Annotated in this window: 22 protein-coding genes and 1 tRNA gene; 11 read left to right on the plus strand and 12 right to left on the minus strand. The window is 62.9% G+C overall.

Annotation, left to right across the window (positions count from 1 at the left end; translation table 11 throughout):
* Window positions 1-88 precede the first annotated feature (88 nt).
* Window positions 89-880 carry an enoyl-ACP reductase FabI gene (gene fabI / locus BPHY_RS07045; protein WP_012400780.1) on the plus strand — a complete coding sequence of 264 codons (792 nt, stop codon included), beginning with the start codon at window positions 89-91 and terminating at the stop codon, window positions 878-880.
* A gap of 92 nt (window positions 881-972) precedes the next feature.
* Here the strand turns inward: fabI and BPHY_RS07050 are convergent, their stop codons facing one another.
* The 7 genes from BPHY_RS07050 to cysS form a co-directional block, all read right to left on the minus strand.
* Entirely contained in the window at window positions 973-1,311 is a 339-nt protein-coding gene (locus tag BPHY_RS07050) for a hypothetical protein (RefSeq protein ID WP_012400781.1), read from the minus strand.
* A gap of 440 nt (window positions 1,312-1,751) precedes the next feature.
* Window positions 1,752-1,845: transfer RNA gene (locus BPHY_RS07055), tRNA-Ser, on the minus strand.
* A 204-nt stretch (window positions 1,846-2,049) separates the two neighbouring features.
* Window positions 2,050-3,300 carry an aspartate kinase gene (locus tag BPHY_RS07060; RefSeq protein WP_012400782.1) on the minus strand — a complete coding sequence of 417 codons (1,251 nt, stop codon included), beginning with the start codon at window positions 3,298-3,300 and terminating at the stop codon, window positions 2,050-2,052.
* 472 nt (window positions 3,301-3,772) lie between these two features.
* Entirely contained in the window at window positions 3,773-5,191 is a 1,419-nt protein-coding gene (tilS, locus tag BPHY_RS07065; protein ID WP_012400783.1) for a tRNA lysidine(34) synthetase TilS, read from the minus strand.
* A gap of 45 nt (window positions 5,192-5,236) precedes the next feature.
* Window positions 5,237-6,208, minus strand: coding sequence for an acetyl-CoA carboxylase carboxyltransferase subunit alpha (locus BPHY_RS07070; protein ID WP_012400784.1), 972 nt, complete (start codon window positions 6,206-6,208; stop codon window positions 5,237-5,239).
* Between the two features lie 158 nt (window positions 6,209-6,366).
* Complete coding sequence (locus BPHY_RS07075; RefSeq protein WP_012400785.1) at window positions 6,367-7,389, minus strand: DNA-3-methyladenine glycosylase family protein; 1,023 nt, start codon at window positions 7,387-7,389, stop codon at window positions 6,367-6,369.
* A 47-nt stretch (window positions 7,390-7,436) separates the two neighbouring features.
* Window positions 7,437-8,834, minus strand: coding sequence for a cysteine--tRNA ligase (cysS, locus tag BPHY_RS07080; protein WP_012400786.1), 1,398 nt, complete (start codon window positions 8,832-8,834; stop codon window positions 7,437-7,439).
* Window positions 8,835-9,080: 246 nt separating this feature from the next.
* Here cysS and BPHY_RS07085 point away from each other — a divergent pair, with 246 nt between their 5' ends.
* The 4 genes from BPHY_RS07085 to BPHY_RS07100 all read left to right on the plus strand — a co-directional run bounded on the left by BPHY_RS07085 (window position 9,081) and on the right by BPHY_RS07100 (window position 12,065).
* Entirely contained in the window at window positions 9,081-9,893 is an 813-nt protein-coding gene (locus BPHY_RS07085; RefSeq protein WP_041763405.1) for a tetratricopeptide repeat protein, read from the plus strand.
* A gap of 82 nt (window positions 9,894-9,975) precedes the next feature.
* The gene (locus BPHY_RS07090) at window positions 9,976-10,557 is read left to right on the plus strand and encodes a peptidylprolyl isomerase (protein WP_012400788.1); all 582 of its coding nucleotides are present in this window, start codon (window positions 9,976-9,978) and stop codon (window positions 10,555-10,557) included.
* 146 nt (window positions 10,558-10,703) lie between these two features.
* Entirely contained in the window at window positions 10,704-11,198 is a 495-nt protein-coding gene (locus BPHY_RS07095) for a peptidylprolyl isomerase (RefSeq protein WP_012400789.1), read from the plus strand.
* A gap of 66 nt (window positions 11,199-11,264) precedes the next feature.
* Window positions 11,265-12,065 carry a UDP-2,3-diacylglucosamine diphosphatase gene (locus BPHY_RS07100; protein ID WP_012400790.1) on the plus strand — a complete coding sequence of 267 codons (801 nt, stop codon included), beginning with the start codon at window positions 11,265-11,267 and terminating at the stop codon, window positions 12,063-12,065.
* Between the two features lie 77 nt (window positions 12,066-12,142).
* On the opposite strand, the gene cysE is transcribed toward BPHY_RS07100, so the two are convergent.
* Together cysE and BPHY_RS07110 are read right to left on the minus strand one after the other, a co-directional pair.
* A complete protein-coding gene (cysE, locus tag BPHY_RS07105) occupies window positions 12,143-12,958 on the minus strand; it encodes a serine O-acetyltransferase (protein ID WP_012400791.1) in 816 nt (271 codons plus the stop codon).
* Between the two features lie 247 nt (window positions 12,959-13,205).
* Entirely contained in the window at window positions 13,206-14,036 is an 831-nt protein-coding gene (locus BPHY_RS07110) for an RNA methyltransferase (protein ID WP_012400792.1), read from the minus strand.
* A 357-nt stretch (window positions 14,037-14,393) separates the two neighbouring features.
* Here BPHY_RS07110 and BPHY_RS07115 point away from each other — a divergent pair, with 357 nt between their 5' ends.
* From BPHY_RS07115 to BPHY_RS07130, 4 genes are all read left to right on the plus strand, one after another.
* Entirely contained in the window at window positions 14,394-15,197 is an 804-nt protein-coding gene (locus BPHY_RS07115) for an inositol monophosphatase family protein (protein WP_012400793.1), read from the plus strand.
* A 131-nt stretch (window positions 15,198-15,328) separates the two neighbouring features.
* Window positions 15,329-16,627 (plus strand): lysophospholipid transporter LplT, encoded by a 1,299-nt coding sequence (gene lplT, locus BPHY_RS07120; protein ID WP_012400794.1) that lies wholly within the window; start codon window positions 15,329-15,331, stop codon window positions 16,625-16,627.
* A gap of 121 nt (window positions 16,628-16,748) precedes the next feature.
* Window positions 16,749-19,427: a DNA mismatch repair protein MutS gene (gene mutS, locus BPHY_RS07125; protein WP_012400795.1), complete on the plus strand. Its 2,679-nt coding sequence runs from the start codon at window positions 16,749-16,751 to the stop codon at window positions 19,425-19,427.
* Window positions 19,414-20,643 carry a hypothetical protein gene (locus tag BPHY_RS07130; protein WP_012400796.1) on the plus strand — a complete coding sequence of 410 codons (1,230 nt, stop codon included), beginning with the start codon at window positions 19,414-19,416 and terminating at the stop codon, window positions 20,641-20,643. The genes mutS and BPHY_RS07130 overlap by 14 nt, the downstream gene beginning before the upstream one ends.
* Before the next feature lie 98 nt (window positions 20,644-20,741).
* Here BPHY_RS07130 and BPHY_RS07135 read toward each other — a convergent pair whose 3' ends face one another.
* A complete protein-coding gene (locus tag BPHY_RS07135) occupies window positions 20,742-21,293 on the minus strand; it encodes an FKBP-type peptidyl-prolyl cis-trans isomerase (protein WP_012400797.1) in 552 nt (183 codons plus the stop codon).
* Window positions 21,294-21,325: 32 nt separating this feature from the next.
* Here BPHY_RS07135 and BPHY_RS07140 point away from each other — a divergent pair, with 32 nt between their 5' ends.
* Window positions 21,326-22,573, plus strand: coding sequence for a cupin domain-containing protein (locus tag BPHY_RS07140; protein WP_041763408.1), 1,248 nt, complete (start codon window positions 21,326-21,328; stop codon window positions 22,571-22,573).
* 231 nt (window positions 22,574-22,804) lie between these two features.
* Window positions 22,805-23,080, plus strand: coding sequence for a hypothetical protein (locus tag BPHY_RS44190; protein ID WP_082427479.1), 276 nt, complete (start codon window positions 22,805-22,807; stop codon window positions 23,078-23,080).
* A gap of 306 nt (window positions 23,081-23,386) precedes the next feature.
* Here BPHY_RS44190 and BPHY_RS07150 read toward each other — a convergent pair whose 3' ends face one another.
* Window positions 23,387-25,660: an ATP-dependent DNA helicase gene (locus tag BPHY_RS07150; RefSeq protein WP_012400799.1), complete on the minus strand. Its 2,274-nt coding sequence runs from the start codon at window positions 25,658-25,660 to the stop codon at window positions 23,387-23,389.
* 69 nt (window positions 25,661-25,729) lie between these two features.
* The gene (locus BPHY_RS07155) at window positions 25,730-25,948 is read right to left on the minus strand and encodes a DUF465 domain-containing protein (RefSeq protein ID WP_012400800.1); all 219 of its coding nucleotides are present in this window, start codon (window positions 25,946-25,948) and stop codon (window positions 25,730-25,732) included.
* Window positions 25,949-25,979: the final 31 nt, after the last annotated feature.

Raw genomic sequence — 25,979 nt, forward strand, 5'->3', positions numbered from 1 at the left:
GCGGTTGCAATGTGAGAGAATTCTACCCAAAATCCCGCGCGCTCCCGCACTGTGTCCGCGCGGCGCGCTGACTTCATTAGGAGAATTCATGGGCTTCCTCGCTGGTAAAAGAATCTTGCTGACTGGCCTCCTGTCGAACCGTTCGATCGCTTACGGTATTGCGCAGGCCTGCAAGCGCGAAGGCGCAGAACTGGCGTTCACGTATGTCGGCGACCGCTTCAGGGACCGCATCACCGAATTCGCGAACGAATTTGGCAGCAACCTGGTGTTCCCGTGCGACGTTGCCGACGATGCGCAAATCGAAGCGCTCTTCACTTCGCTGAAACAGCATTGGGACAGTCTTGACGGTCTCGTCCATTCGATCGGCTTCGCGCCGCGCGAAGCGATCGCAGGCGACTTCCTCGACGGCATGACGCGTGAAAATTTCCGCATCGCACACGATATCTCTGCGTATAGCTTCCCTGCCCTCGCGAAAGCCGCGCTGCCGATGCTGTCGAACGACGCGGCACTACTCACGCTGTCGTATCTCGGCGCAGAGAAAGCAATCCCCAACTACAACACGATGGGTCTCGCGAAGGCTTCGCTCGAAGCGAGCGTGCGCTATCTGGCTGTGTCGCTGGGCAACAAGGGTATTCGCGTGAACGGCATTTCCGCCGGCCCCATCAAGACGCTCGCGGCAAGCGGCATCAAGGGCTTCGGCAAGATTCTCGATTTCGTCGAAGACAATGCTCCGCTCAAGCGGAACGTGACGATTGAACAGGTCGGCAACGCCGCGGCGTTCCTGATGTCGGATCTGGCTGCTGGCGTGACGGCCGAGATCATGCACGTCGACAGCGGCTTCAGCAATGTGGTTGGCGGGATGGCAGCCGTCAGCGAGTAATCGCGGTTACCCATTCGCGTAAGCCGCCCGTGTCGTTGTGCGCGCAACAAAAACCGCCCCGGGCGGTTTTTTGCTTTGCGCATGCGCTGCGATCAATGCCAGCCGTTGTGGCGGCCGTTGTCCCAGTGACCATGACCGTGATCATAGCCGCCGTGGTGGCGATACCAGTCGTCGCGCCCCCAGTAACGGCGGCCATCCCAATAGCGGTCGCCGTGCCAGCCAACCACGACGGCGGGCGCGACCACGACGGGAGCCGGCTGGTACACGACGGGCGGCGGCGGGGGCGGCGCATACACGGGCGCCGGCGCGACATAGACAGGAGCGGGAATACCGATGTTGACGCCGACGTTCAGTCCCCCGGCCATTGCCGCGCTCGAAGCGCCGATCGCAAGCACGCCGGCGATCAACGAGATAAGACGCATGGACTTCATGGTTTCACCTTTTCTTGCGGAAGTTGTGTTTATCGACTGCGTGTTTCGAATATAACAAAGCGTCGCTTAACGCGTATTTCAACTTTGTAATAACTGATGCACAAGTTCGCATCGCCACGCGTGTCGTAATGTCCGGTTACAGGCGACAGCGTTTCGTGATATCCCGTCGTGTGGGGGTTGCGCGCGCACATCGCGCCTGTTCGATTGGTGATGCCAGGCAAACACCGATGCCAACAATTCGACTGCCCCTTCTATGCGAACACAATTTTTCCATTACCGGCATTTTCGGATACGCGAATGAAAAACTGAGTACCGCCATGCAAAGCGGTCAAATGACGGGGGTAAAAAGACACGCGAAGACTCGCATGCAAATTCAGATGCGCACGCGCAAAAACAAAACCCCGCAGAGCCGCAGCTCTACGGGGTTCCACCGCCATTTCTGGCGGAGACGGAGGGATTCGAACCCTCGATCCAGGTTTTGGCCCAGATGCTCCCTTAGCAGGGGAGTGCCTTCGACCTCTCGGCCACGTCTCCCAAACTTTCGGTTGCGCCAGGGAGGCAGCGCAACGAAGCCAAGATAATAGCGGGTTCGAAGGCCAAGGTCAATTTTTACTTCACACTTTTTGTGCCTGAAGTGTCAATTCAATGTCATTCTCTGATCTGTCCGCCGAACCGCGCCGTAAGACACAAACTTGAAAACAAATGCCTGTCGCCGCAGCGAACAGGTATTCGTGGCCATCAAGCCTGATCGAGTTCGAACGCCTTATGCAGCGCGCGCACGGCGAGCTCCATGTACTTCTCGTCGATCAGCACCGAGATCTTGATTTCCGAGGTGGAGATCATCTGGATATTGATGCCCTCTTCCGACAGCGTGCGGAACATCTTGCTCGCGATGCCGACGTGCGAGCGCATGCCGACGCCGACCACCGACACCTTCGACACCTTCGGATCGCCCAGCACCTGCTCGGCGCTCACATGACTCTTCACCTGGTTCGTGAGAATGTCCATGGCGCGCTGATAGTCGCCGCGACCGACCGTGAACGTGAACGCCGTCTTGCCTTCAACGCTCTGGTTCTGGATGATCATGTCGACATCGATATTGGCGTCGGCGACCGGGCCGAGAATCTGATATGCGATGCCCGGCTTGTCGGGCACACCCATCACGGCGATACGGGCTTCGTCACGCTGAAACGCGATTCCCGAGATGACTGCTTTTTCCATGGTTTCGTCTTCTTCAAAAGTAATCAGGGTGCCCGACTTCATTTCTTCATCGAGCGACATCAGCGGATCGGTCAGGCTGGACAGCACACGCGTCTTCACCTGATATTTGCCGGCGAATTCCACCGAGCGGATCTGCAGCACCTTCGAACCCAGGCTGGCCATTTCCAGCATTTCCTCGAACGTCACGCGATCCAGACGACGCGCTTCTTCGACCACGCGCGGGTCCGTCGTGTAAACGCCGTCGACGTCCGTGTAGATCAGGCACTCGTCCGCCTTCAGCGCCGCGGCCACTGCCACGGCCGACGTATCCGAGCCGCCGCGCCCGAGCGTGGTGATGTGGCCTTCCGGGTCGATTCCCTGGAAGCCCGTGATCACGACGACCTTGCCTTCGTCGAGATCGCGCAGCACGCGCTCGCCGTCGATGTCGCTGATGCGCGCTTTCGTGAATGCGCTATCTGTTTTGACGGGCACTTGCCAGCCGGTGTAGCTGACGGCATCGACGCCTGCGTCGTGCAGTGCGATGGACAGCAGGCCGACGCTGACCTGTTCGCCTGTCGACGCGATCATGTCGAGTTCGCGCGGGCTCGGCTGGGGCGAAATCTCTTTCGCGAGACCCAGCAGGCGGTTCGTTTCGCCGGACATCGCCGAAGGCACGACGACCATCTTGTGGCCTGCCTTGTGCCATTTCGCGACGCGCTTCGCGACGTTCTTGATGCGCTCGACCGAGCCCATCGATGTGCCGCCGTATTTGTGTACGATGAGTGCCATTGTCGTTCTGAACTGAAGGAGAAACTGATACGCCAACCGGCGCGCGCCGGGCGCGCTGGAGACGGCCGCACAAAGAGAGCACAGGGCACAACGTTCGGGAACGACGGCGCAGTGTGGCGGCGCAGATGCAGCGCGCGTGCAGCACGCGCGGATTTGCCGGGTTTGCCGGGTTTGCTTTTCCGGCCCTGCCGAAACCTGCGGATAAACAGGCCGCTGACGACGCTAACGGATGGCTATCAGGGTTAGCGGCTTGGAGCGCGCCCGGGCATTCGCATAAAAACGGCCGGGAACGCGTCAAAAGCGACGACAAAAAAGCGGGTCGGGCAAACAAGTTACACTACCCGATCAGCAATAAAAAGACAAGCCGAAATCCGGGCAAAAGCCGTTGCAAATGCTTGTCGGACAAGGATTTGCGGCCAATGTTGCGCGCTGATGACACTAGCCGTCCCGTCGGCCCGGCATGGATGGCGAATCACGCGAGCGTGAGATCCTCGCGCCATTCGATCCTGATGTAGCGAGCGCTGCGCCGTTGCGAAGGTTCGGCGATCGCCGCCTGGTTGACGCCGATCAGCGGCACGAACAGCAACGCGTCGCCGGCGAACAGCAGCGGCACGTCGCGCTTCCATGACGGTACGCCGCGCTCCTGAAAGAGATTCTTCAACGTTCGACCCGGCCCGTTCGAGGCGCAGCGCATGCGTTCGCCGCCGCTGCGCGATCGCGCGACAAGCGGCGCGCGCGTGAGGACGTCGACGGGAATCGCGTCGGATGCGTCGGCCGCCGCGTCGCTGAATACGAACGTGCCGCGCCACTGCGGCAGGCGCCACACGCTTTCGCCCCGCCATGCGAGCACGCTTTCGGTGCGTTCGAAGAGCGCCGTTTCGTCGGCGGGATCAGCGCTGTCGCCCGTTTCCCAATAGATCTGTCCGCGATAGCTGCGCAACGCCTGGCCTGCATGGTCGACACGCAACGTGTGTGCGCCGCCGATTTCGCGCAACTGCCGCAGCGCATCCATCAGACGCGCAGTCGACGCAGCCGGCAATTTGAGCGTGCGCATCCAGTAACGCAGCAGATTGGCCGCGCGCTCGTCGTCGAGGGCGAGCAGCGCGTCGCGCGAGAGCGCGCCCTCTTCTTCGCCACGCGCCGTGTGTAGATCGATGCGCGCCAACTCGTCGAGCAAACGCTGCGCCGACGCCGCATGCGCCGCCGTGCGCGCAAGCGCGTCGCGGAAACCGGGAAAATGCACCGCGAGAGCCGGCAGCACGTCGTGACGTAATGCATTGCGCGCGTAGCGCGTGTCGGCATTCGATTCATCGTCGATCCAGCCCAGATCCCGTGCGCGCGCGTACCGCTCCAGTTGGCCGCGCAGCAGACGCAGCAGCGGGCGCACGCGCGTGATTGCGGCGCCGGGCGGCACATACTCGGGCGCCATCGCCGCGAGTCCGGCGAGCCCCGCGCCGCGCAGCAGCTGAAGCAATACGGTTTCCGCCTGGTCGTCCGCATGCTGCGCGAGCCAAAGCGTATGCACGCGATGTTGCGCGCACAGCGCATCGAGCGCGCGATAACGCGCATCGCGTGCTGCCGCTTCGATGCTCGCGCCGCTCGCGCGCGAGACGTCCACCCGCGCTGAAGCAAACTCGACCCGCCGCTCGCGCGCAAACGCCTCGCCATGCGCGAGCCATGCGTCGGCGTTCGGACTGAGACCGTGATGGACATGCAACGCGAGACAACGCGCCGCGCCGCCGACCCGCACCGCTGCGTCCAGCAGCACGCTCGAATCGACGCCGCCGCTGAACGCGATCGCGACACGCGCAGCACCGGGCAAGGCGCCAAAAGCAACGCCGACCGCATCGAGAACGAGGCGGTCGGCGGATGTGTCAGCGGAGAGAGTCACGAGGTGACGGCGCCCAGGCGCCTGCGGATGAGAACGCTAGCGCGCTTACGCGCCGGGCGTGGTTTCCTTGAACTTGCCGTAGGCCATCAGACGGTCGAAGCGGCGTTGACGCAGATCGTTCGTGCTCATGCCGTGGAACTGGCGCAGCGAATCGGCCAGCGCGCGGCGCAGCATCGCCGCCATGCCCTTCGGATCGCGATGCGCGCCGCCGAGCGGTTCGCTGACGATCTTGTCGATCAGACCCAGCGCCTTCAGACGATGCGCCGTCAGGCCCAGCGCTTCCGCCGCTTCGGGCGCCTTCGCGGCGCTCTTCCACAGAATCGACGCGCAGCCTTCGGGCGAAATCACCGAGTAAGTCGAGAACTGCAGCATCAGCACGCTGTCCGCGACGGCGACAGCCAGTGCGCCGCCCGACCCGCCTTCGCCAATGACCGTGGAGATGATGGGCGTCTTCAGCTCGGCCATCACATAGAGATTGCGGCCGATCGCTTCCGACTGGCCGCGCTCTTCCGCGCCGATGCCGGGATACGCGCCCGGCGTGTCGATGAACGTGAAGAGCGGCAAGCCGAATTTCTCGGCGAGACGCATTAGACGCTCCGCCTTGCGGTAGCCCTCGGGACGCGGCATGCCGAAGTTGCGCAGCGCGCGTTCCTTCGTGTCGCGGCCCTTCTGGTGGCCGATCACCATGCACGGCTGGCCGTTGAAGCGCGCGAGCCCGCCGACGATCGACAGGTCGTCCGCAAACGAGCGGTCGCCATGCAGTTCGTGGAAGTCGGTGAACAGTTCGTTGATGTAGTCCTGCGTGTACGGGCGCTGCGGATGACGCGCGATTTGCGAAACCTGCCACGGCGTCAAGTTCGTATACAGATCCTTCGTGAGTTGCTGGCTCTTCTTGGACAGCCGCTCGATCTCTTCCGAAATATCGACGGCCGAATCGTCCTGCACGAAGCGCAATTCTTCGATTTTCGCTTCGAGTTCCGCGATCGGCTGCTCGAAATCCAGAAAGGTGGTCTTCATTGGTTTTTAATCCTTCGACTTACCGGCAGCGCGTATTCTAACCGCGCGCGCCCATGACGAAACCGTCTCGAATCTATCGATTTTAACAAATCAATAGACGTCGAGGGGTGCCGCTCATTCGTTCGCTTGTTGCTTCCCTTCTTGCTTCGCTTGTTGCTTCAGTTGCCGGCAGGCGCTGGGTCTAGGCTGCGCCACATATACCAGGTCGCGACGGTGCGCCACGGCTCCCAGTTCGCAGCGACTTCCCGCGCCTCGCTGCGTGTCACCGGTTCCCCGCTGAAATAGTTCTGACTGATTGCGTGGATCAGGTTCGGATCGTCGAGCGGCAGAACGTCCGGACGCGACAGGTCGAATATCAGGAACATCTCCGCTGTCCAGCGGCTGATGCCGCGGATCTGCGTCAACTCGGCGATCACGTCCTCGTCTTCCATCGACGTCCATTTGCCGACGTGTAAAGCGCCCGAGACGAAGTGATGCGCGAGATCGAGAATGTACTCGGCCTTGCGCTTCGACACGCCGCAGCCCATCAGATCATCCTGACCGAGCTTGATGATCTGCTGCGGCGCGAGCTTCGGACATGCCGCGACGATACGCTGCCACATCGCCTGGGCAGAGGCCACGGAAATCTGTTGACCAATCACCGAACGCGCGAGCGTGACGAACGGATCGGCGCGGCTCGATAGATGCACCGGGCCGAATTTCGGAATCAGCTTCTTGAGAATGCGGTCGCGTTTGACGAGATCGGCGCACGCCTTATCCCAATACGCGGGACGCGTGACGCCAGACGGCTGCGCGGCCTGCACCGCGTCCGCGCTTTCGGCAGGCGCCACCGCCGCGCGCGGCTTGCGCACCGGCTCCGCTTCCTGCGCGTCGTGTGCGAGCTCCCGCAGGTCCCCCGCCAGTTCGGCAGGCAGCGAGCCGTTGCCTTTCAAGTGCGCAGTCCGGGCGCGCGACGGCTTCACCGCCGCCTCGGGCGCCTCGGCGCCGTTGCCCTTAGAACGCACCGACGCGGGCCTCGCCAGCGCACCCGCCTTGGCACCCTTCGCAGACGCCGATTTCACTGCCACCTTCGCAGCGCCCTTCGCGCTGACGCCGCTTCGCGCACGCACAGCCCTTACTTTAGATGCCGCGTCAGATTGAGACGCGGCCCGTTTAGCCGGCGTCTTCGTGGCCGTTGCCATCCTGCCTCCTGCCTGGCGAGTCGATCAGTGGGAAGTTCGAGGTGCGTTCACACGCGACGCCACTCGGTCAACCCGCCCGGTTTGTCTTCGAGTGCGATACCGGCGTCCAGCAATTCCTTGCGGATCCGGTCTGCCTCGGCGTAGTCCTTTGCCTGCTTCGCGGCGACGCGCGCGGCGATCTTCGCTTCGATCGCTGCTGTATCCAACGCGCCCTCGCCGACGCTTGCCCCCGCCTGCTGCAGATAGACGCGCGGCTCGCGCCCCAGCAACCCTAGCACGAGCCCAAGACCATGTAATTGACGCGCAAGCGCCGCATCGCGTGTACGGTTCACTTCGCTCACCAGCTCGAACAGCACGGACACGGCGACAGGTGTATTGAAATCGTCGTTCATCGCCGCGCGAAAACGCTGCGCGTACGCTTCGTTCCAGTCGACCTCGCCCGCTTGCGGCGGCGTGTCCTTCAGCGCCGTATACAGACGCGCGAGCGCGCCGCGCGCATCGTCGAGATGCACGTCGCTGTAGTTGAGCGGCGAACGGTAATGCGCGCGCGCAATGAAGAACCGCACGACTTCGGCATCGTACTTCGCGAGCACCTCGCGGATCGTGAAGAAGTTGCCGAGCGACTTCGACATCTTCTCATTGTCGATCTGGACGTAGCCGTTGTGCATCCAGTAATTGACGAAGGTTTGGCGCGTTGCGCCTTCACTTTGTGCGATTTCGTTTTCGTGGTGCGGAAACTGCAGATCCTGGCCGCCACCATGAATGTCGAAATGTTCGCCGAGCAGCGTGCAGCCCATCGCCGAGCACTCGATATGCCAGCCGGGACGCCCGCGGCCATATTTCGACTCCCAGCCGGTGTCGGCGGGCTCGTCGGGCTTCGACTGCTTCCACAGCACGAAGTCGAGCGGGTCCTGCTTCGCGTCGTTGGCGGCCACGCGCTCGCCCGCGCGCAGGTCTTCGAGCGACTTGCCCGACAGCGCACCGTAGTTCTCGAACTTGCGCACGGCATAGTTCACGTCGCCGTCGGCAGCCTGGTACGCGTAACCATTCGCCTCGAGCTTCTCGATCATGCCGAGCATCTGCGGCACGAACTCCGTCGCGCGCGGCTCGAGATCGGGCCGCTCGATACCGAGCGCGTCGGCATCTTCATGCAGGGCCGCGATGAAGCGATCGGTCAGGGACTTGATCGTCTCGCCGTTCTCGACGGCGCGGCGAATGATCTTGTCGTCGATGTCCGTGATGTTGCGCACATAGGTGACTTTGTAGCCGAGCGTGCGCAGCCAGCGCTGCACGATGTCGAACACGACCATCACCCGCGCATGGCCCACGTGACAGTAGTCGTACACCGTCATCCCGCAGACATACATGCGCACTTCGCCTTCATGAAGGGGCACGAAATTTTGCTTGTCACGCGCGAGCGTGTTGTAGATGCGCAGAGATTCCATAGAGACGATGCGTGGACCGAAAGAAATCCGCTTGGTGTTCGTTCATATCGCGCCCGACGAAAGCATGCAACTGCATGCACGAACACGGGCGGGCGGCATGACTGACAGCACGTCGCGCAACGGTGCGGGATCAGGCTGACGTCGAAGCGGAGACGACCACGAGTGGCGAAAGACAGTCTGTGGTTCGACGGAACGCGCAGACCTTTTGTTAGAATGGGTCGGAGTATAACATCCCGACCTGAGCCTATGAAACACTCCAGCGGCCGCGCGCGAGGCGCCACGCCCCTCTTCGCGACGGCGCTCCGTTCGACGCTTTTCTCGCCGTCGGACGCATCGTGCCGCCGGCATTTGCTCGCGGCATTGCGCGCGGCAGCGGGCACGGCGTGCTGCGGTCTCGCCCTGTTGATGCTGCCTGCCGCACCCGCCTTTGCGCAGAAAACGCAGACGGTTTCCCACGGCCCGGCCGTGCGCGATGTCACGCCGGATGCCGACGCGTCCATTCAGGAGAAGAACTGGACGGCTGCCCTCGCGCAGCTCGACGCGCGCATCGCCGCCAATCCGCGCGACGTGCAGGCCAAATTCAAGCGCGCCACGGTGCTCGCACGCCTGAATCGCGACGACGACGCCATCGCCGCATTCACGGAACTCACGCAGACCTATCCCGAGCTGCCCGAGCCTTACAACAATCTCGCCGCGCTGTACGCGAAGCAGGGCCGCTACACGGAAGCGCGCGCCGCGCTCGAAACGGCTGTCAAGGCGAGCCCCGGCTACGGTCTCGCGTATGAGAATCTCGGCGACCTGTATCTGCGCCTCGCGGATCAGGCGTATCGCCGTGCGCAGAGTCTGGGTGCCGGCAACGGCACGACGAGCCAGCGCATCGCCGACATCGAGAAAATCGTCTCGCCGCGTAAGACGGCCGTGAAGAAGACAAGCCAGCCGGCCGCCGAATCGGATTACACGAATCGCGCGACGCAGAACATCACGAACTCGCAGGGCTTCCAGTTTGGCGGGCCGAACGGTTCGCTCGCGACGCCGCCGTACGTTGCACCATCGCAGTGAGCGCTTGCGCGCATGCTTTCGGGCTGCGCGCCGGCCGACGCTTTTCATCTGAGTTCACCCTGCTTTCACCCCGAGGATTTACATGAAATGGTTGATGTTGGCGCTCGGCAGCGCCGCCCTGATCGCAAACGCCCCAGCCTTTGCGCAAAACGGGTCACAGGCTGCGCATCCGTCCGTTCTCTTGAAAACATCGGAAGGCGATATCCGTGTCGAGCTGTATCCCGAGAAAGCGCCGAAGACGGTCGCCAACTTCCTCGATTACGTGAAATCCGGTCAATATAACGGCACGATCTTCCATCGCGTGATCCCCGGCTTCATGATCCAGGGCGGCGGCTATACGACGAGCTTCGCGGAGAAGCCGACGCGCGCGCCGATTTCTCTCGAAAGCCGCAATGGCCTGAAGAACATGACGGGCACGATCGCGATGGCGCGCACGAGCGATCCGAATTCAGCCACGGCACAATTTTTCATCAACACGGTCGACAACGCCGGCCTCGACTATCCGAATCCTGACGGCAACGGTTATGCCGTGTTCGGCAAGGTCACGGCAGGCATGGACGTCGTGAAGAAGATCGAAGGAACACCCACTGCGTCGCGCGGGCCGATGAGCGATGTGCCGCAAAAGCAGGTCGTGATCCAGTCGGCGACAATAGTCGGCAAGTAAGGCCGGCCCAACGGGCAACGCGACGGGCGAATCAGCCACGAAGCCAACATGCTGCACCGAAACTAACCATGCCACGGGCGCGGGCCACTCACCGCACAAACGCGATGCCCTGCGCCTTCCACTCACTAGACCCAAAGGAAATCATCATGGTTGAACTACACACGAACCACGGCGTCATCAAGCTCGAACTGGACGCGGAAAAGGCGCCCAAGTCGGTCGAAAACTTCCTCGCCTATGTGAAGGCCGGCCACTACGACAATACGGTGTTCCACCGCGTGATTGACGGCTTCATGATCCAGGGCGGCGGCTTCGAACCCGGCATGCAGCAAAAGCCGACGAATGCGCCGATCGCCAACGAAGCAAACAACGGTCTGAAGAACGTGAAGGGCTCGATCGCCATGGCGCGCACGAACGATCCGCATTCGGCAACGGCCCAGTTCTTCATCAACGTGAACGACAACGACTTCCTGAACCACTCCTCCCCGACGCCGCAGGGCTGGGGCTATGCAGTGTTCGGCAAGGTCGTCGAAGGCCTCGACGTGGTCGATGCGATCCGCAAGGTGAAGACGGGTTCAAAGGGCTTCCACCAGGACGTGCCCGTCGATGACGTCATCATCGAAAAGGCCGTCGTGGTTGAGTAAGAACATTACTCGACCGAAAGGCCTATTCTTTAAGAAGCGCTGAAAAACTAAGAGAAGCACACTTCAATGCTGCAAGAAACGCCGCTGCGAAGCGTCGCTGCGGGCGTGCCTGGCGAGGGCAAACGCCCTCACGCGGCGCGCCCGTTTTTCTTTATCGCCGACCTTCACCTGAGCGAGGCGATCCCGCAAACGGTCGCCGCGTTCGAGCATTTCGTCATGGTGACGGCCGAGCACGCGGATTCCGTCTTCATTCTCGGCGACCTGTTCGAATACTGGATCGGCGACGATATGCTCGCTGAACCCTTCGCTGCCCGCATGGCCAAGCTGATGCACACACTGTCGGAGCGCGGCATCGCGCTCTACATCATGCACGGCAACCGCGACTTCCTCTTGGGCAAACGCTTCATGAAAGCGGCGGGCGCGATCTGGCTACCCGATCCGTTCGTCATTACCGCGTTCGGCACCAAAATCGCGCTCACGCATGGCGACGCGCAGTGCACGCTGGACCGCGGCTACCAGCGCTTTCGCGGCTTTGCGCGCAATCGTATCGCGCAGTGGCTGTTTCTGGCATGGCCGTATCGCTGGCGCAAGGCGCTGGCCGAAAAGATGCGCAGAACGAGCGAAGCCGGACGTGCACGCCCGGTGACGCCGCGCTATGACGTGACGTCGGAAGGCGTCGCTGCGCTCTTCAAGAAGACGAAGACGGCTACGATGATTCACGGTCATACGCACCGGCCCGCGCTGCATCACGAGAAAGGCGGCATGCGCTGGGTACTGCCCGATTGGGATCTCGACCACGGCGAGCGCCGGGGCGGTTACGTGCGTATCGATTCCGAGGGGATCAAGGCGCTGCGGCTCGACAAATAGATAGCCGCTTGCAAGCTCGCTCGCCCGTCGACGCGTCGGCGCAGCACCACCACTGCTGACGCAACCTTAGCGCGACCTTAGCGCGTCGTTTCCTCGACCTTCCCCGCAATCGCCGCCGACAGACGGCGCAGATCCAGCAACGCGGCATCGGCGCCGTGCAGCGCTTCGAGACTCGCGCCGAGCCGCTCAAGCGCGGCGACGATTTCGTCGATGCGCTGCGACTGGGTGGCCGCGTGGTCGATCAAACCGTGAATAGCAAGCGACACAGGATCATCAGCGTTCGGCGTGATGCCATACGCGCAGAACCCCGGGCGCGTGCGAGTCGGTTTGGCGCCCGGTTTCGCGTCTGCCTCGAGCGGCGCGATCGCGCCTGTCCCGGCCGGCATGATCACGCGCGCCGGATTGCCGACAGCCGTGCCGCCTGCCGGCACCGGCTTCACGACCACCGCGTTGGAACCGATCTTCGCATCTGCACCGATCGTAAAGCCGCCGAGCACCTTCGCGCCCGCACCGACGATCACGCCGCGCTCGAGTGTCGGATGGCGTTTCGCGCCGCGCGTGAGCGACGTGCCGCCGAGCGTGACGCCCTGGTAGATCGTGCAATCGTCGCCGACTTCCGCCGTCTCGCCGATCACGACGCCCATGCCGTGATCGATGAACACACGCCGTCCAATGGTCGCGCCGGGATGGATTTCGATGCCCGTCATAAAGCGGCCGAACTGCGACGCGAAGCGTGCGAGCCAGCGACGATTGGCGCGCCAGCAGGCATGCGCGAAGCGATGGAAGATCAGCGCATGCAAGCCCGGGTAACACGTGAGGACTTCCCAGGCGCTGCGGGCGGCGGGATCGCGCTCGCGGATCGTGGCAATGTCTTCGCGGAGTCTCGTGAACATGGCAATGAGGCTGTCGTAGGGATGGAGCGCCGCCGCGCGTCGCGCGGGCGGCAGCAGGCCGCCGTTGCATCCGGCGTCGGGACGATTGCCTCCGAAGCCACATCTATTGCAGCCGGCGTGCTTTGCTTATGACGTTTCGGGCCATTGTAGGGCGAATGCGCAAAACCTGCCTGAAGCCCACGCGGGCGACAAGGTCAGGCGTCTCGTGAACAAAACGGCCGCCTCGCACGACCTGCACACGCGCCGCTCAACGTTCGTGGGCGTCGGGCCCTTTCGCCTTCAGCAGAATGTGCTTCGCGATGCCACGCACAATATTGACCTCTTCGCGCTCGAGGCCCGAACGCGCAAAGAGACGCCGCAACCGCGACATCAGCTTCTTCGGATTGCCGGGGTCCAGAAAGTCGAGCGCGATCAGCGCGTTTTCCAGATGCACGTACATACGCTCGATTTCGTCGCTGGCAGCGAGTGCGCCCGCGCTGCCCGACGCGGGATCTGCGGTGTCGCCTTCGACCAGATATGCCATCCGCAGCTCGTACGACAGCACCTGGATCGCCTGCGACAGATTCAGCGAACTGTAGGCGGGGTTGGCAGGAATATGCGCCAGCGCGCTGCATCGCTCGACATCGTCGTTCGACAGACCCGTGCGCTCGTTGCCGAACACGAGCGCGATATCACCATGTGCGGCATGCTCGCGCGCCTGCGTTGCGGCCGCGCGGGGCGCGAGTTGCGGCGGCCCGTATTCGCGGGCGCGCGCCGTCAGCGCCAGCGACCAGCTGGCCCCCGACAGCGCGTCTGCGAGCGTCGGCACGACATGCGCGGATGCAAGCACGTCGTCCGCGCCGCTGGCCATCGCGATCGCTTCCGGGTCGTTTTTCACGTCCGCCACGCGCGGCGACACGAGCACGAGCCGCGAGAAGCCCATTGTCTTCAGCGCGCGAGCCGCTGCGCCGACGTTGCCGGGATGACTGGGCTCGACGAGTACGAAACGCGTCGACGTGAAGCCGCCGCCGATGGTGCCGGAGTTGTCGGAAGCGGGACTGCTGGAGGTCAAGGAAGGCGTCTGAACCACGATAAGCATTGAATAGCAACGAAACAGTCATGGTAGCGCCGCCCGCTCGCGCTTTCCATCTGCCATTCGGCCAACATCTACCCTTTTCCCCGGCACGGACGCGCCGGCATCCCATCCCGCACCGGTCCCGACCGCCAGGAAACCACCAGACTCAGGTAAAATCCCGAGATTCGCGCCGTGCCCGCTCATCTCTCACGGGGACTATCCACGCGGCGCACCGCTCTTCTTCAATTCGTCTCCGTCGACGGAATGTGCTGCCAGGTTGCGACCCGTCGTGCCCCGGCGCCCCTTTCGCGTGACTAACAGCTCATTTTCAGCTCAACACCGGGCAGCCGCCGTGCGCGTCCGGCACAAGGATCCAGGCTCATGCATCCCATGCTCAATATCGCTGTCAAGGCCGCTCGCCGCGCCGGGCAGATCATCAACCGCGCGTCGCTCGACCTCGACCTTGTGCAGGTCAGCAAGAAACAGCACAACGATTTCGTGACGGAGGTCGACAAGGCGTCGGAAGCGGCCATCATCGAAACGCTGACCACCGCCTACCCCGATCACGCCATCCTCGCCGAAGAGTCCGGCGAATCGGGCAACGAGTCCGAATATCAATGGATCATCGATCCCCTCGACGGCACCACGAACTTCATTCACGGCTTCCAGTACTACTGCGTGTCGATTGCGCTCGCGCACAAGGGCATCGTCACGCAGGCGGTCGTCTATGACCCGACGCGCAATGACCTGTTCACGGCATCGCGCGGCCGCGGTGCGTACCTGAACGATCGCCGCATCCGCGTCGGGCGCCGCGACCGCCTCGCCGACAGCCTGATTGGCACGGGCTTCCCGTTCCGCGAAAAAGATACGCTCGACGCCTACACGCAACTCTTCGCCGACATGACCAAGGCCTGCGCGGGCCTGCGCCGTCCGGGCGCGGCGGCGCTCGATCTGGCGAACGTGGCAGCGGGCCGCCTCGACGGCTTCTTCGAGCAAGGCATCAGCGCATGGGACATGGCGGCAGGCAGCCTGCTCGTCACGGAAGCCGGCGGCCTCGTCGGCAATTACACGGGCGACTCGGACTTCCTGCATCTGCATGAGATCGTCGTGGGCAACCCGAAGATTTATGCGCAGATGATTCCGATTCTGTCGCGCTACACGCGGACGAAGGAACAGGCAGCGTAAGGCGCTGTTCGGTCTCGAAAGCGGCTCCGGCCGCTTTTTTCTTTATGAGCCACCACGTGCAACGGGTCTGCCGCACGCCGCAAAGCGTGCGTCAAAGGCAAAATTGCGGACGCTGTGTTCCAATCGGGTCCATGAAGAAAGGTTTCTACACGATCATCGCCGCACAGTTCGTGTCGTCGCTCGCCGATAACGCGCTGCTGATCGCGGCCATCGCGCTGCTCACCGAAATCCGCTCGCCCGCGTGGATGACGCCGCTACTGCAAATCTTCTTCACGATTTCGTACGTCCTGCTCGCGCCCTTCGTGGGCGCATTCGCCGATGCGCTGCAAAAGCGCCACGTGATGTTCGTCTCGAATGCGTTGAAGGCAGGTGGCTGCCTGATGATGATCGGCGGTGTGCATCCGATGATCGCATATGGGGTGGTCGGCTTCGGCGCGGCCGCATACTCCCCCGCGAAGTACGGCATTCTGACCGAACTGTTGCCCGCCGAACGGCTCGTCGCCGCGAACGCGTGGCTCGAATCGGCAACCGTGCTGTCGACCATCGTCGGCACGATGCTGGGCGGCGCGCTGATCAGCACCTATGCGTCGCATCTGGTTCAGCATATGCAGTGGCCGCTGATCCATTCCGCCGCCGAGCTTGCAATGCTCGCGGTCATGATCACCTACGCGATCGCCGCGGCGCTCAACGTCGGCATCCCCGACACCGGGGCGCGCTATCCGAACCGGCTGGTCGAGCCCGGCGCGCTCGTCGGCGAGTTCGTGCGCTGTTTCAACGTGCTGTGGGCCGACCGCCTCGCGCAGATTGCGCTGTGGGTCACGACGCTGATGTGGGGCGGTGCCGTCACGCTGCAACTGCTCGTGCTCAAATGGGCGGATGTGAACCTCGGGTTGTCGCTTTCGAAGGCAGCCGTCATACAGGGCGTCGCCGGCCTGGGCATTGCGATCGGCGCGGCGGCGGCCGCTGCGTGGATTCCGCTGCGCGCTTCGCTCAAGGTGCTGCCCGTCGGTCTGATCACGGGCGGTGTCGCTATCGCGATGGCCTTCTACAGCAAGAGCTTGTTTCCTCCCGGCGCCGGTCTGCGCGTGGGCGAACTGTTTGCACCTGCTTATCTGATCTTCGCGTATCCGTTGATGGTCTTGCTCGGCGCGCTGTCGGGATTTTTCATCGTGCCGATGAACGCGATTCTCCAGCACCGCGGCGCGACGCTTCTCACGGCGGGCCACTCGATCGCCGTCCAGAACTTCAACCAGAACCTGGCCGTCCTGCTGATGCTCGGCGCCTACGCGATCCTGCTGACGGCGAAAATGCCCGTGCAGTGGATCATCGCCGTGTTCGGTCTGTTCATTACCGGAATGATGTGGCTTGCGCAACGGCGCAGCGCCGCGAACGCGCACATGGTGGACATGCGCGCGCTCATCGAGGAATGAGCGCGCGCGCAGCTCGAGCAACGGAACATCGCGACGGCAGGCTGGCCATCCGGCCAGGTTCGCTCGACGCGTCGCCGGGTTAAACTCACGCCCTGAACAGTTACGCAAGAAAGACACGAGGATGGGCACTCAAACGGCAGCCGCAAGCGACATCGCGCAACATACACCCATGATGCAGCAGTATCTGCGCATCAAAGGGGAGCATCCGGGCACGCTCGTGTTCTATCGGATGGGCGACTTCTATGAACTGTTCTTCGACGACGCGGAAAAAGCCGCGCGCCTGCTCGATCTGACGCTCACACAGCGCGGCGCATCGGGCGGCAATCCGATCAAGATGGCGGGCGTGCCGCATCACGCCGTCGAGCAATATCTGGCGAAACTGGTCAAGCTCGGCGAGTCGGTCGCGATCTGTGAACAGATCGGCGACCCGGCAACGTCAAAAGGGCCAGTGGAGCGCAAGGTTGTGCGCGTAGTGACGCCGGGCACGCTGACGGACGCCGCCCTGCTCTCCGACAAGAGCGACACCTATCTGCTCGCGGCGTGCGCGGGACACAACCGGCGCGGCGTGGTCACGACCGTCGGTCTCGCCTGGCTCAATCTGGCGAGCGGCGCGCTGCGCCTCGCTGAAGTCGCGCCGGATCAGGTCGCGGCCGCGCTGGAGCGTATCCGTCCCGCGGAAATCCTCGTTGCCGACGCGCCGTCGTCGAGCGACGCGAATGCCTGGTCGGTGCCCACGGGTTTCGGCGCGACCACGCGCGTGCCGCTCTGGCACTTCGACGTCGCGTCGGGCACGCAACGGCTGTGCGATCAACTGGAAGTCGCGGGGCTCGATGGCTTCGGCGCCCATTCGCTGACGTGCGCGTGCGGCGCGGCGGGCGCGTTGCTGCTGTACGCCGCGGCCACGCAAGGTCAGCAATTGCGCCACGTCCGCAGTCTGAAAGTCGAATACGAATCGGAGTACATCGGTCTCGATCCGTCCACGCGGCGCAATCTCGAACTCACCGAAACGCTGCGCGGCACGGATTCGCCCACACTCTGCTCGCTGCTCGATACCTGCTGCACGACGATGGGCAGCCGCCTGCTGCGTCACTGGCTGCATCATCCACCGCGCGATGCGTCATTCGCCCAGGCGCGCCAGCAGGCCATCGGCGCGCTCCTCGACTCACCGCCGCAAGCCAGCCTCGATGCGTTGTGCGGCGCGCTGAGGCAGATCTCGGATATCGAACGGATCACGGGGCGGCTCGCGCTGCTGTCCGCACGTCCTCGAGATCTGTCCAGCCTGCGCGATACGTTCATCGCGCTGCCCGAGCTGCGCGCGCAGCTCGTCCCACTCACAGGGGCAGCGGATTCTCTCGCGCGCATCCATGCATCGCTCGAACCGCCCGCCGACTGCGTCGATCTGCTGACACGCGCCGTCGCGCAGGAACCGGCGGCGATGATTCGCGACGGCGGCGTGATTGCACGCGGCTACGACGTTGATCTCGATGAACTGCGAGATATTTCGGAGAACTGTGGACAGTTCCTTATCGACCTCGAAACGCGTGAACGCGCGCGAACGGGCATCGGCAATCTGCGCGTCGAGTACAACAAGGTGCACGGCTTCTATATCGAAGTCACGCGCGGCCAGACGGACAAAGTGCCCGACGACTATCGCCGCCGCCAGACCCTGAAGAATGCTGAGCGCTACATCACGCCCGAGCTGAAGACTTTCGAGGACAAGGCGCTGTCCGCGCAGGAACGCGCCCTCGCGCGGGAAAAGGCCTTGTACGACGCGCTGCTGCAATCGCTGCTGCCGTTTATCGCCGACTGCCAGCGTGTCGCATCGGCGCTCGCCGAACTCGATCTGCTTGCTGCGTTCGCCGAACGGGCCCGCGCGCTCGACTGGGTTGCGCCGAACTTTTCTGCAACGGGCGGCATCGATATCGAGCAGGGACGGCACCCCGTGGTCGAAGCGCAGGTCGAGCAGTTCATCGCGAATGACTGCATGCTGAACCCCGAACGCAAGCTGCTGCTGATTACCGGTCCGAACATGGGCGGTAAGTCCACCTTCATGCGGCAGACGGCGCTGATCGCCTTGATGGCGTATGTCGGCAGTTATGTACCGGCGCGCCGCGCGTCGTTTGGCCCGATCGACCGGATATTCACGCGCATCGGCGCCGCCGACGATCTGGCGGGTGGCCGCTCGACCTTCATGGTCGAAATGACGGAAGCGGCCGCCATTCTGAACGATGCAACACCGCAGAGTCTTGTGCTGATGGACGAAATCGGCCGCGGCACGTCAACCTTCGACGGCCTCGCGCTCGCGTGGGCGATCGCGCGGCACCTGCTTGCGCATAACGGCTGCCATACGCTCTTCGCGACGCACTACTTCGAATTGACGCAACTGCCCGCCGAGTTCCCGCACGCGGCGAACGTGCACCTGTCGGCTGTCGAACACGGGCACGGCATCGTGTTCCTGCATGCCGTCAACGAAGGCCCTGCGAACCAGAGCTACGGCCTGCAGGTCGCGCAGCTCGCGGGCGTACCGAATGCGGTGATTCGCGCTGCGCGCAAGCACCTTGCCTACCTGGAGCAGCAATCGGCCGGGGCGCCCGCGCCGCAGCTCGATCTCTTCTCAGCGCCCGTGGCGATGCTCGAAGACGCCGACGACGAATCCATTGCGCCGGCACTCGATGCCGCAACCCGGACGCTCGTCGAACGCTTGCGCGACATCGACCCAAACGATCTGCGGCCGCGCGACGCGCTCGACCTGCTCTACGAACTGCATGAACTGGCCAAGTCGCCAGATGCGCCGCGCTGACACGCGCACGAACCGCGAGCCGGCGCGCCGATGCTGTTCGAGCGGCGCAGTGCGCACCATTGCGGTCGCCGTCACGCTGTCGCTGGCAGCGTACGGCTCCGTGTCATTCGCGACAGAATCGGCGGCCCGCTACGCCTTCGCGGTCATCGGCAGTACGCTGCAGAGTCCTGCCGACGAAGCACTCACGCAAAGGCTGCTCGAAGCAATCGGACGCGACCCGGACGTCTCGTTCGTCGTGTATGACGGCAATCTGAAAAGCGGCAAGGAAGCGTGTCGCGACTCGCTGTTCGAGACGCGCCATACGCTGCTCGAAACGTCGAAGGCCGCGCTGATCTTCATTCCTGGCCAGCATGACTGGACCGATTGCGCAACGGCGGATGCAGGCGGCTACGATCCCGTCGAACGACTGGATCTATTGCGGCAGACCTTGTTCGGCGAAACGTCGTCAATGGGACAGAATCCGATCCCGCTCGCGCGGGAAAGCGAAGTGTCCCGATTCCGGCCATATCGGGAGAATGTGCGCTGGATGTTCGGAGAAACGGTGTTCGTCGGCCTGAACGTGCCGGGCCCGAACAATCACTTTCTGTACGCGGGCGGCCGCAACGGCGAATTCGAGGACCGCGTGATCGCCAATGCCTTCTGGCTCGACCATGCGGCCGAGTATGCAAAACGCCGCGGCGCCCGCGCCATCGTCGTGCTGGTGCAAGGCGACTTCGATCCCGAGCGCTACGAGCGGCCCGAGCGATTCGCCTGGCTGCGCTTCGGACATCGATCGAAACGCGATGGCTTCATGGAATTCAAGCGCAGTCTGGTGAAACTGGCCGAGACATTCCACGGACCTGTGGTCGTGATTCATCAGGACGACGATCGATCGCACACGGGCTTCATGATCGACCAGCCGCTACGCAACGACAAAGGCGATCTCGTAACGAATCTGACGCGTATCGCATTCGCGCCGCGCATTCCTCAGAACCAGTGGGTGCAAATCGACGTCAATCTGGCGAAACGCCCGCCGCTGCGCGTCACCTTGCGCGAGGTTCCGAAGAGTCTGCCGCTGCCTGCCGCGCCCGCCTTGCCGAACACGGCGCCGCCCGTACCGCCGCCGATGCCGCCCGTACCGGAAGCCTCACCCGCTTCGGAATTGCCGCCGATACTGCCCGAGCCGTCGCCCCCAGGCATGGGCGCGAACGGAACGAACCCGGGCGACGGCGACTAGCGCCACTCCACGCCACACAGTAGATGCGACAACGGGCGCTCGCGCGCCCGCTTCGGGAACTGCTCCGCTGCCGGTCTCGGACCTGACGATCCTGCCCGTCAGTGCAGCGTCGGCCGTGACGGTTCGCCTTCGTCGGCACCGTCTTCGTCATCGTCTTCATCGACGATTTCGAGGCCGCTCGCACCATGCGCATGCTCATGCTGAATCTCATCTTCCGTCGCTTCGCGCACGTCCTTCACGGTCAGTGCGAAACGCAGTGCCATGCCGGCGAGCGGATGATTGCCGTCGAGCACGACTTTGTCTTCCGCGACGTCGGTCACCGTGTAGATCAGCGAATCGAGGTCTTCGTCGCCCTCTTCGGGCGTGCCTTCAAACTGCATGCCGACTTCCAAAGGCTCCGGAAACCGGTTGCGCGGCTCGATCTTCACGAGTTCAGGATCGTATTCGCCGAATGCGTCGCCCGGCTCCAGCTGGATCTGGGTTTCGAAGCCGGGCTCATGGCCGTCGAGCTCTTCCTCGATCTTGGGGAACGTGCCATCATAGCCGCCGTGCAGATAAACCATCGGCTCGTCGCTTTCCTCGATCAGATTGCCTTGCGCATCCGACAGCTTGTAAGAGACCGATACGACGGTGTTCTTTGCGATTTTCATTCGATTCTCCAGATTACGACTCACATTATACGATGCCCGTGCGGCCCCCTGACTACCTCGCTGGCACAGGTTCAGCGCCTCCATCCCCGGCTTCCGCTTACATGTCTTGCGCACCGTCGCCTGATCAGCCTGCAGCGCTGCTCGGCAATCTGACACCATCGCAATTCATGCGGCGCTACTGGCAGAAAAAGCCGCTGCTCATCCGTCAGGCCATTCCCGAAATCGCAGCGCCGCTCTCGCGCGACGAACTGTTCGAACTGGCCGATCAGGACGAAGTCGAGTCACGTCTCATCACCCACTTTCGCAACAAATGGCAACTCGAGCATGGTCCGTTTGCTGCAGATGAATTGCCGTCCGTCAAACAACGCGCGTGGACCTTGCTCGTGCAAGGCGTCGACCTGCATAACGACCGCGCACGCGCACTGCTCGACCGTTTTCGCTTCGCGCCCGATGCGCGCCTTGACGATCTGATGATCTCGTACGCGACGGACGGCGGCGGCGTCGGTCCTCACTTCGACTCTTACGATGTCTTCCTGTTGCAGGTGCACGGCAAGCGTCGCTGGCGAATCGGCGCGCAACGCGACCTGACGTTGCAACCGGGTCTGCCGTTGAAAGTGCTTCAACACTTCGAACCGGAAGAAGAATGGGTGCTGGAGCCGGGCGACATGCTTTATCTGCCGCCCCACATCGCACATGACGGCGTTGCGGAAGGCGAATGCATGACGTGCTCAATCGGTTTCCGTGCGCCATCGACAGCTGAACTGGCCGCGCAATTCCTCTACTACCTTGCCGAGCGCGGCGAAGCGAATGGCTCCGGCGATGGCGCTGCGCTGTATCGTGATCCGCAGCAACCGGCTGTCGCGAACCCCGCGGCACTGCCCGCTGCGCTCGTGGACCGCGTGGGCGCAATCCTTGCTAAGATCGACTGGAGCGAGAAGGACGTTTCGGCGTTTCTGGGCACCTATCTGAGTGAACCGAAGCCGAGCGTCGTGTTCGATCCGCCTGAAAAACCGCTCAACCAGGCGCGTTTTTTTAAGCGCGCCAGCAAGGAAGGCGTGCGGCTCGATCGCAAAACTGTGCTGCTTTACGACACTCGCTCTTATTACCTGAATGGAGAAGAAAGCCGGTTGTCCGGCGTTAAAAAATGGGTGATTGAACTCGCCGACAACCGCTATATGAGTGCGAAACGCTTTGTAACACTCTCACAGCAATCGTCGGTGACAGCACTGCTACACGAGTGGTATCGTGCGGGCTGGATACAGACGGGTGAACTGAGATAAGATTCGCTCCGCTGTCATACCGTATAGCGAAAAATTGTCTGAGAAAGACAACGTATTGGCCCCGGATTTGTCGACGGTCGATATGAAAGTGCATATAATTTCCGCCCAAGCCGTAGGGAAGATTCACGCTCATGAAGTGCGGTCTCCACCAGCGGCCCAGGTCGGTGTTGGAGCACATTACCGGTTTTATTTTGCGCTGTTGCTTACCTTTAACCATAAAAGGACGTGATCATGAAGAAATCCCTCCTCGTAGCATCCCTGTTGGCAGCTGTGGCACTGGCTGCATGCAACAAGAGCAGCGACCAGGCAGCTGCCCCGGCTAGCGACGCTGCTGCCGCTTCGGCACCGGCTGCTGCTGCTTCGGATTCGGCTGCTGCTGCTTCGGGCGCTGCTGCTGCTGCGAGCGACGCTGCTGCTTCGGCTTCGACGGCTGCTTCGGATGCAGGCGCTGCTGCTTCGGACGCTGCTGCTTCGGCAGCTGCTCCGGCTTCGGGCGCAAGCCAGTAAGCTGTAGCACAGGGTTCGCCTTCAGGGCGAAAACTGCAACGGGAAGTCCGAGGGCTTCCCGGGCAAAAGCAAAACGCCACGGATTTCAGTCCGTGGCGTTTTGCTTTATGTGCCTGCGTTTCTTTGCCCGCTAATCTGCCTGATAACGGCCCCGATATTGATATCGATTATCCGGCCTCAATTCATTCGATGCGTTTCAGCTTCTATTGTCGTCGAGCCGCGACACTTCGCAATGTATCTGAAGCGCGATGAATGACCCGTTGCACCGGCAAACATCATGCATGGATGGCAACGGGTGCGGCCTTCTTAAGCCTGCCCCCGCTCTTCGAAAAACTCGCGCACGACGTCCATCTCGCGCGTGCGCTTGAACGGCGGCAGGCTCTGCCATATACGGCGTCCATACGGCTTGTCCACGAGGCGCGTGTCGCAGATCATCAGCACGCCGCGATCGGTCTCCGAGCGGATCAGACGCCCTGCGCCCTGCTTAAGGGTAATCACCGCCTGCGGCAGCTGATGCACGGCAAACGGACTCAAACCTTTCTTCGTCAGCGCATCGAGGCGCGCGGATAGCACGGGGTCGTCTGGCGGCGCGAATGGCAGCTTGTCGATCACGACGAGCGACAACGCATCGCCGCGCACGTCCACACCTTCCCAGAAGCTCTGGCTGCCCACGAGGATCGCATTGCCATACGAGCGAAAACGATCAAGCAGTTCAGTGCGGCTTGCATCGCCCTGCACGAGCAGCGGCATGTTCCAGCCACGCGACTCGATCACGTCGCGCAATTTCGATGCAATGCGATCGACGGCGCGCAGCGTCGTACAGAGCATGAACACCCCGCCACCCGACGCTTCGATGGCAGGCAGCGCGGCATCGAACACGGCGTCGGTGAACATCGGCGACGACGGCTGCGGCAGATTGCGCGGCACGTAAAGCAAGCCCTGCGTACCGTAATCGAAGGGACTGGGCAGCGTCATCGAGCGGCGCGAATTGAGGCCCATCTGCGCTGCGTAGTGCGTGAAGTCGCCGCGCACGGACAGCGTCGCCGACGTGAAGACCCATGCGCGCGGCACGCCCGCGCGCTGCTTCGCGAAAATAGGGGCGACCGACAACGGCGTTTCATGCAGTTGAACGGTATGCGAGAACACTTCTATCCAGCGCACCTTCTCGTTTGGATCGCTTTTCTCTGGTGCCGCTCCGGCATCGGATGCCGCGTCACGTTCCGCTTCCGTCGGCGGCGCGGTCCAGCCGGCCAGCACCTCCTGCAACTCGCGCGCACGGCGCAGCAGCGCCCCCAGCGACTCCGCCCGTTCCGACTGCCCGGCGAGCGCGCTGGCGAGTGCATCGAGTTCGGTTTCGACAGCTTCGAGCGCGGGGAATAGCGGATGATCGTCGGGCAACTGTCCGATCGACAGGCGCACGGAATCTTCCTTGAACGCGAGCCGCACGTCGCGCGCGGAGCGCTCCAGCGCCGCCCCGAGCTTCACCCAGTCGACGGCGTCGCGTGCGTGACCGAGACCTTCGGCCACCGAGTCGCGCGCGAGTTCGAGAAACTGCGTGGTCGACAGCGTCTCGCCGAAAAACAGCGTCGCGGTTTCGGGCAGCTGATGCGCTTCGTCGAAGATGACCGTGTTCGCCGTCGGCAGCAGTTCGGCCATGCCCGTATCACGCAACATGATGTCGGCGAAAAACAGATGGTGATTCACGACGACGATATCGGCCTGCTGCGCTTCGCGGCGCGCCTGCATCACGAAACAGTCCTTATAGTGCGGACATTCCTGACCGAGGCAGTTGTCGCGCGTCGATGTCACCATCGACCACACGGCAGCCGTCTCCGGCACGCTCGCGAGCTCGGCCTTGTCACCTGTGCGCGTGATCTTCGCGAAGCGGATGATGTCCTGCAGATACGACGTCTCCTGCCGCGACGGCAAGCGGCCGTTGTCCGCCGTGCGTTGCAGGTAGTAGTGGCACAAATAGTTCGCACGGCCCTTGAGCATCGCAACCGACACAGGGACGGCAAGCGCGTCGCGCACAGTCGGAATATCGCGAAGAAAAAGCTGATCCTGCAGGTGCTTCGTGCCCGTCGAGACGATGACCTTGCCGCCCCATAGCATGGCGGGCACGAGATACGCATACGTCTTGCCCGTGCCCGTCCCGGCTTCGACGATCAGCGTGTTTTCGCCGCCTTCCAGAGCGCCTTCCGGAGACGATGCCTGGTCCGCCGGCGCATCCGTTGCCGACGCCGACGACGTGTGTTGCAAACGCCGCGCCGGCCGCTTCTGTGCTTCGAACATCGCGGGCTCGGGCATCGCGCGGCCCGAGGCTTCCATCGCGGCCGCGACGGCGCGTGCCATCTCGATCTGCGAGGCACGCGGCCGGTAGCCGTCGATCTGACGCGCGAGCAGCCCATCAGCGGCGAAGATGTCGGCGAGTTCCGACGACCGCTTGTGAGTCAGTGACGCGGCCAGCGCGCCGCCGCCCAACGCGCCTTTGGTGGCACGCTCGGCGGAAGCCGGCGACGCGGCACCCGATGCGTCATCGTCCGACGCCGTCCGGGAAGAAGATTGAAGCGGTGAGTTCAAGGCAAGCGATTCCTGCAAAGTCCGGCGCACCACACACTGAACGGGTCCGGCGCCTGCCTGGCCGCGCTGTCAGTTGCGTGCTTCCGGTTCAAGCTGCAGTTGCAGCAAGATGATGGTGTCCTTGACCTTGAGTTTGCGCTTTTTCAGGCGCTGTATCTCGAGGTCGTCGATGCCGGGTTCCTCGGACATTCTGTCGATCAACCGGTCGAGTCCGCTGTGCTCCGATTCCAGTTGCAAAATACGGTCGCGCAGTGTGTCCGCGTCGATGACGCGATGATGGTCGCGCATGCTCGCCTCCTCTTTCGAAATGACGAAGGCC

It is taken from the genome of Paraburkholderia phymatum STM815, from assembly GCF_000020045.1.
Taxonomy (GTDB): domain Bacteria; phylum Pseudomonadota; class Gammaproteobacteria; order Burkholderiales; family Burkholderiaceae; genus Paraburkholderia; species Paraburkholderia phymatum.